Annotated in this window: 5 protein-coding genes; 3 read left to right on the forward strand and 2 right to left on the reverse strand. The window is 29.5% G+C overall.

Going from position 1 to position 5,293, the window contains the following annotated elements; translation table 11 throughout:
- Positions 1–111 precede the first annotated feature (111 nt).
- Together traF and CCZ01_RS09545 are read left to right on the forward strand one after the other, a co-directional pair.
- On the forward strand, positions 112–723 hold the full coding sequence (gene traF, locus CCZ01_RS09540; protein WP_112052983.1) for a conjugative transfer signal peptidase TraF: 612 nt from the start codon (positions 112–114) through the stop codon (positions 721–723).
- Position 724: 1 nt separating this feature from the next.
- Entirely contained in the window at positions 725–1,177 is a 453-nt protein-coding gene (locus tag CCZ01_RS09545; protein WP_112052984.1) for a hypothetical protein, read from the forward strand.
- Positions 1,178–1,193: 16 nt separating this feature from the next.
- Here CCZ01_RS09545 and traI read toward each other — a convergent pair whose 3' ends face one another.
- Both traI and CCZ01_RS09555 read right to left on the reverse strand, forming a co-directional pair.
- Positions 1,194–3,863 (reverse strand): TraI/MobA(P) family conjugative relaxase, encoded by a 2,670-nt coding sequence (traI, locus tag CCZ01_RS09550; protein WP_112052985.1) that lies wholly within the window; start codon positions 3,861–3,863, stop codon positions 1,194–1,196.
- Positions 3,863–4,207 (reverse strand): plasmid mobilization protein, encoded by a 345-nt coding sequence (locus tag CCZ01_RS09555; RefSeq protein WP_112052986.1) that lies wholly within the window; start codon positions 4,205–4,207, stop codon positions 3,863–3,865. Before CCZ01_RS09555 ends, traI begins: the two co-directional genes overlap by 1 nt.
- A gap of 249 nt (positions 4,208–4,456) precedes the next feature.
- Here CCZ01_RS09555 and CCZ01_RS09560 point away from each other — a divergent pair, with 249 nt between their 5' ends.
- Positions 4,457–4,891, forward strand: a complete 435-nt coding sequence (locus CCZ01_RS09560) for a hypothetical protein (RefSeq protein ID WP_112052987.1) — start codon at positions 4,457–4,459, stop codon at positions 4,889–4,891.
- Positions 4,892–5,293: the final 402 nt, after the last annotated feature.

Here is a 5,293-nt window from a genome sequence, read left to right on the forward strand (position 1 = left end):
AGAGGCTTCCATTAGTGGTATGCAAGGTAATAACTTAAAGCTTGAATCTATTATTCGCTTAAATCTCAAGAGCTTCAAACAAAACCTAAGTAAAGAAAAAGGTTTAGGTCTATGAATTTGCTTTCGCATTTAGAAGCAGGGTTAATTCTAGTTTGCGGAATCGCCTTAATGGCAATATTATTCTTTTTGTCTATATTTTATAGATATAACAAAAAGATTTTATACTTAGGGAGTGCTATCGGTTTGGTTTGTTTTTTCACTTTTGCTTATAATGTTATTATAATCAATTTCACAGATTCAATGCCTAAGGGCATTTATAAACTCCAAAAAGAAAACTCTTATAATAAGGGTGATATTATCGTATTTTGCCCTGATGAAAGAGAGCCATTCAGAATTGCAAGAGAAAGATTATATTTTGGAGATTATGGGCGTTGCAAAGAATCTATACCACTTATCAAAAGAATAATTGCAACACAAGGAGATACCATCACCCTTAAACAAGAAGGTGTTATCTTAAATCAACATCTTTTACCCCACACACAAACCAAAGAAAAAGACTCTCAAGGTAGAGAACTCAAACAAGCTTCCTTTAATAATTTCAAGTTGGGGCAAAATGATTTTTTTGTTCTTAATGATCATTCAAATAGCTTTGATTCAAGATATTTCGGCGTTATTCATAAAGAAATGATCGTTGCTAAAGCTAAATTGATTATAGGTTGGTAAAATGGATCAACAATTAGTAAAAACTATTATTGGAAAAGTGGCTGAAATCCACAACATTAAACTTGAAGAAAATGATCCAGCTCTTTTTCTTGTTACGGCAAACGAAGTTATCATTGAATCTTTTTTGCAAAATATGGAAAAGCATGAAAATGATTTTCTTGTAGGTTTAGATACAAAGCTTGATGTCTTTAAGAAAGAATTAATTAGTCTATCAGAAGACAATCAAAGAGAAAAAGACAAAATAATTGAGCTTGTTTCAGAGCTGAAAAAACTTGAAGACAGATTAGATATACTTAGTAACACAATACAACAAAAATTGATTATAACACAAGCACCACAACAACAAGCACAAAATGATAACAATATGAAAATTATACAAAACAATATTGCGATAGGGATTATTTGCTGTGTATGTATGTTGGGCGGTATAATTATTGGAGCAATTATTTTGTGAATCAAGGTAATTCACACTAAATTTCCATACCATTAGAATTTTCAATAGTCTTTCTATTTTCTACTGGCTTTTTCATTTGATTAATAGCCTCAAGAACTCTTTCTTTCTGGGTTGCATTTAGTTTTTCCTTTGCAAATATTTTATTTCTAGAAAAATCTAAAACCTTTGCTGTCTGAATAATTTTTATTGTTTTCATATCATATTCTTTGATAAAGCTATCAATGTCAACTCTTTTAGCGTAAAAATCAAGAGTGATTGTATCAATCCTACCCTTATCCACTAAATACATAAAAGATTTAAATCGCCTTTTTTCTTCACCTTCGTCCATTCTATCTAAAATATAATTATTGATGGCATTAATCGCTTTAAAATTATCTTGAACCGTAAAAGCTTTTTTAGAGAATTTCTCAAACATTGTTAAGTCAAGCTCTGAGAGTATAGAATCATCTAAAAAACGCCTTATTTCTGTTTCAAATAAGTAATTTTTTGAAAATGTTTTTGAGTATGTTTTGTGTAATTGAATTGCAATTTTTTCTAGTCGATTCTTCTCTTGAAGATCGACTTGTTTTGAACGCTTTAGACATTTATACATAGAAACCAAAAGTATATCTTTCAATGCCTCTTTAGTTTGGTAAGTTGAGGAGCTTTCTTGTTGTTTCCTAAAATTCTCAATATTTTCAACAATTTTTTGTTTTTGTTGTGGTTGCATATCTTGTTTAAGTGAATTTTTCAAGTATTGAAAATTATGTTGCGTATAGTCAAGTGTAAGTTCTCTCTCTACGACATCGGTTATTTGCATATTATAAGAGTCACAAAAGCTCTGTAGATTTTCAATACCATTAAAGCGATAAAAATCAAGAGTGATTGTATCAATCCTACCCTTATCCACTAAATACATAAAAGATTTAAATTTTTCTTTTTGGATGCCCTCATCCATTTCATTAAGAATCAATCTATTTAAAATATAAATGCCTTCTTTGTTCGTCTCGTTGACTTTAAAAACCTGTTTTTTAACTCGGCTATCAATCATATCAAGGTTTTTTATATCCTTCTCATCTAAAAAATTTAGCAAGTCGTTTTCAAAAATAGCTTGATTCTTTGAAAGTTTTAAGTAGACCTTATCCATTGATTTAATTTTCTTCTTGAGAGAATCACTTTCTTGAATATCCTTAGTTACAGTGAGTTCTTGAATGCTTAAATCTATTTTTTCAATTATTTTAGTTGAAAGACAATCTTTAATATGTTCCTCAATCGGTTTATTGTAAAGACTCAACATTTTTTCATCTAAAAAGTTGCATTTTAATTGATATTTATCAGCAACTTCAATTAACCTTTTTTTAAATTTATCATCACCTTTAATTGATAAATTTTGTCCGTATTTTTGCATTGCAAATTCAAGCATTTTTAAAATTAGTCTATCATCATTGGAGTTAATGTTGCATTTAAGAAACTCTCCTTTGTCAACAATTTTATTGCTTTTAGTTTTGTCTGCATAGATAAAATAACCTTGCTTTGTAACATAGTTTGGATTCTCAAGTATTTTGTAGTTACTTTCTATTTTTGTTCCTCGAATTACATTATCATTTTCATTTGGTTTTGGTTTTGATCTTCTAAATAAGTTGATAGCTTCTTGATCTCCATCAAAGCCTTTTTTAATAAGAAATTCCTTAAAGTTTTGATGTCTGTATTTCACTCTAACTGATTTTACCTCTTCTAATTTCTCTTTTAGTTTTTGTAATTGTTTATACTTTCTATAAATCTTGATTTGCTTATAAAGCAAATCTAATTGTTTCTGCTTTTGTTCCTTGTTTGCATTAATCGTTGTTAAATATTCATTCCATAATGGGTTATGTTTTTTGTTTGGTATTTCAAGCTGAATAGTCCCGAAACGCTTTTCTAAGGCATTTTTTGATAGCTCTCGATGAAATTTTGAGGCTTTAATAAAAAAAGGTGAAGTATCACTTTGAATCACAAAGCCTCTTCGCCTTTCCCGAAAATTAACATTATATTTTGACAATACACTTTGTATATCAGAAAAAGTGCATTGTTCAGACTTTAATACCGCATTAATTTCATCGAACGCTTTTACTTTTAACCAGTTTTCTAATCCACTTTGAAAGTGGGGAAGGTATGCTTGGCTCTCTTTTTCTTCTATCTTTAATTGAAGTAAATCAATATCAAATTCATTTTTTTTGGAATGGTGTCTTTCTTGCATAAGATTAAATTTTTTTTCTAGCTCTACTGCTTTATCTTGCAAAATTAATACATCATTTTTTGGATTAGCAATTTTTAAAGTTTGCGGGTGAATGCGGTTAATGGCAATATGAGCGTGGAGATTATTTGTATTATCGTGTATAACACTTAATCGCTGATGATCTCCCATTTTTAGAGACTGGCAAAGCTCATCGATAATCTGATAAATAATTGTTTCATCTGGTCGCTCATTTTCGTTAAAAGATACAATCAAGTGGAGTGTTTTATCTCCTTTTGCTCTTGTGTTTAAACTCTGTGTATTTAAAATCTCTTTAATGTTGGATTGCATATCATCTTGTTCAAAATTACAATTATCAAAACGATAGGAGGCAACTTTTTTACCAACATTAAAATCGTTGTCTCTATCCAATAAATATCCTCCTAAAGCTAAGTAACTTGATTGATTTTTACTTGCAACTTTTTTTACTATCATTACAATAATTTCTTTGCTTTTTCTCTTAGTTCATTTTGGAGTTTTAGTATATCATTCACAATTTCTTCAACATCACTATAAGTTCTATTACCTAGATTACTTTCAATTTTAGCATTATCGATAAGCCATTTTTTAAATAGTCCTCCAAGTCGTCCTAAATCTCCCGAAACATTCAAAATATCTCTTACAGCTTGTTGATCTATAGTAGAATGCACAGGATTATTTAAGCCAAGTTTTCTTAAATAGCTAGAAACACTTAAGCTATGTTGTGTTGCTTTTTCTTTAAGAATTTCCGCTTCCTCTTCGGTTATTCTTAAAGAAATAATTTTATTTCTAATTTCCATTGTATCCTCATTTTTGGAGCTTTAGCGACAAAACTTAATTTAGAAAATGTATTACATTTTCATATCCTGCCCAAAAAATCTCCAAGAAAAGTATAGCCAATAAATATCAATAATGTCAATATTATTAATATTTTGGGTTGTTTTCAATGACAAGTATGTGAATATTAATAATTATTAATAATAAATGGACAATATGAGTATTTTGCTATATAATTATCGATAATTATTAATAATATCAAGGAGTTAATCTTGGAATCTACAAAAAATGAATTTATCCTTAATTTAAATATAATTAAGGATATGTATCAAAACAATGAAACAGCAAAAAAGATCCATTCAACTTTAACTGAAGCCAAAAAAATACAAATGAGTTACCCAACTTTCATTAAATGGTTTAATAAAATAGTAAAGAATAATTCTACAGACATTAAAGGTGAAGAAGATGAAGAAATGGTTACGATAGAAATAAAATCTATCGTTATAAAAATGAGTCGTGCAACATTCATCGAATGTATCCAGAAACAAAAGCAACTTTTAAATTTAAGTTCAAATTCAGATATTAAGATTGAATCACAATCAGATACAGTAAGTAAAGAGCCAGTTTGGGTAAGTACTTCAAAGAAAAAAAAGAGGATATTTGATCCTTTAGAGGGAAAAGACATCGATTCAGATAAAATTTTGTAATTTTTTAGCACCAGAAGAAATCGCAGAAGTTCGCAGAATGAGGAGTTGGAGCTATAGTTTTTAAGTAAAGTTTAGCTACAATAAAAAGCCCCAAATCCTGCAAAGATGAGGGGCAAATTACCTAACAAAGGGTCTACTATGCAAAAAATGCATAAACGCCCAACGATGAGATTATATCTTAACTTTACTCTTTTTGGGTTTAGATTTAGGATTAATATCAAGCGGTAAGCGTAAACGGGGGTCATAACCCCCACCCTTTTTAGGTTGATTACCTAGACTCACGCGCTAATTCAAGCCTTATCTTCCCAAAAAGCCCTATTTTACGCTTGTGTGCTGATTTTTTGATTCTCAAAAAATCCAGCAAAAACCAAAAACGCTCATAAATACACTTTAAAGCAACGC

The organism is Helicobacter monodelphidis, from assembly GCF_003288845.1.
Lineage (GTDB): Bacteria > Campylobacterota > Campylobacteria > Campylobacterales > Helicobacteraceae > NHYN01.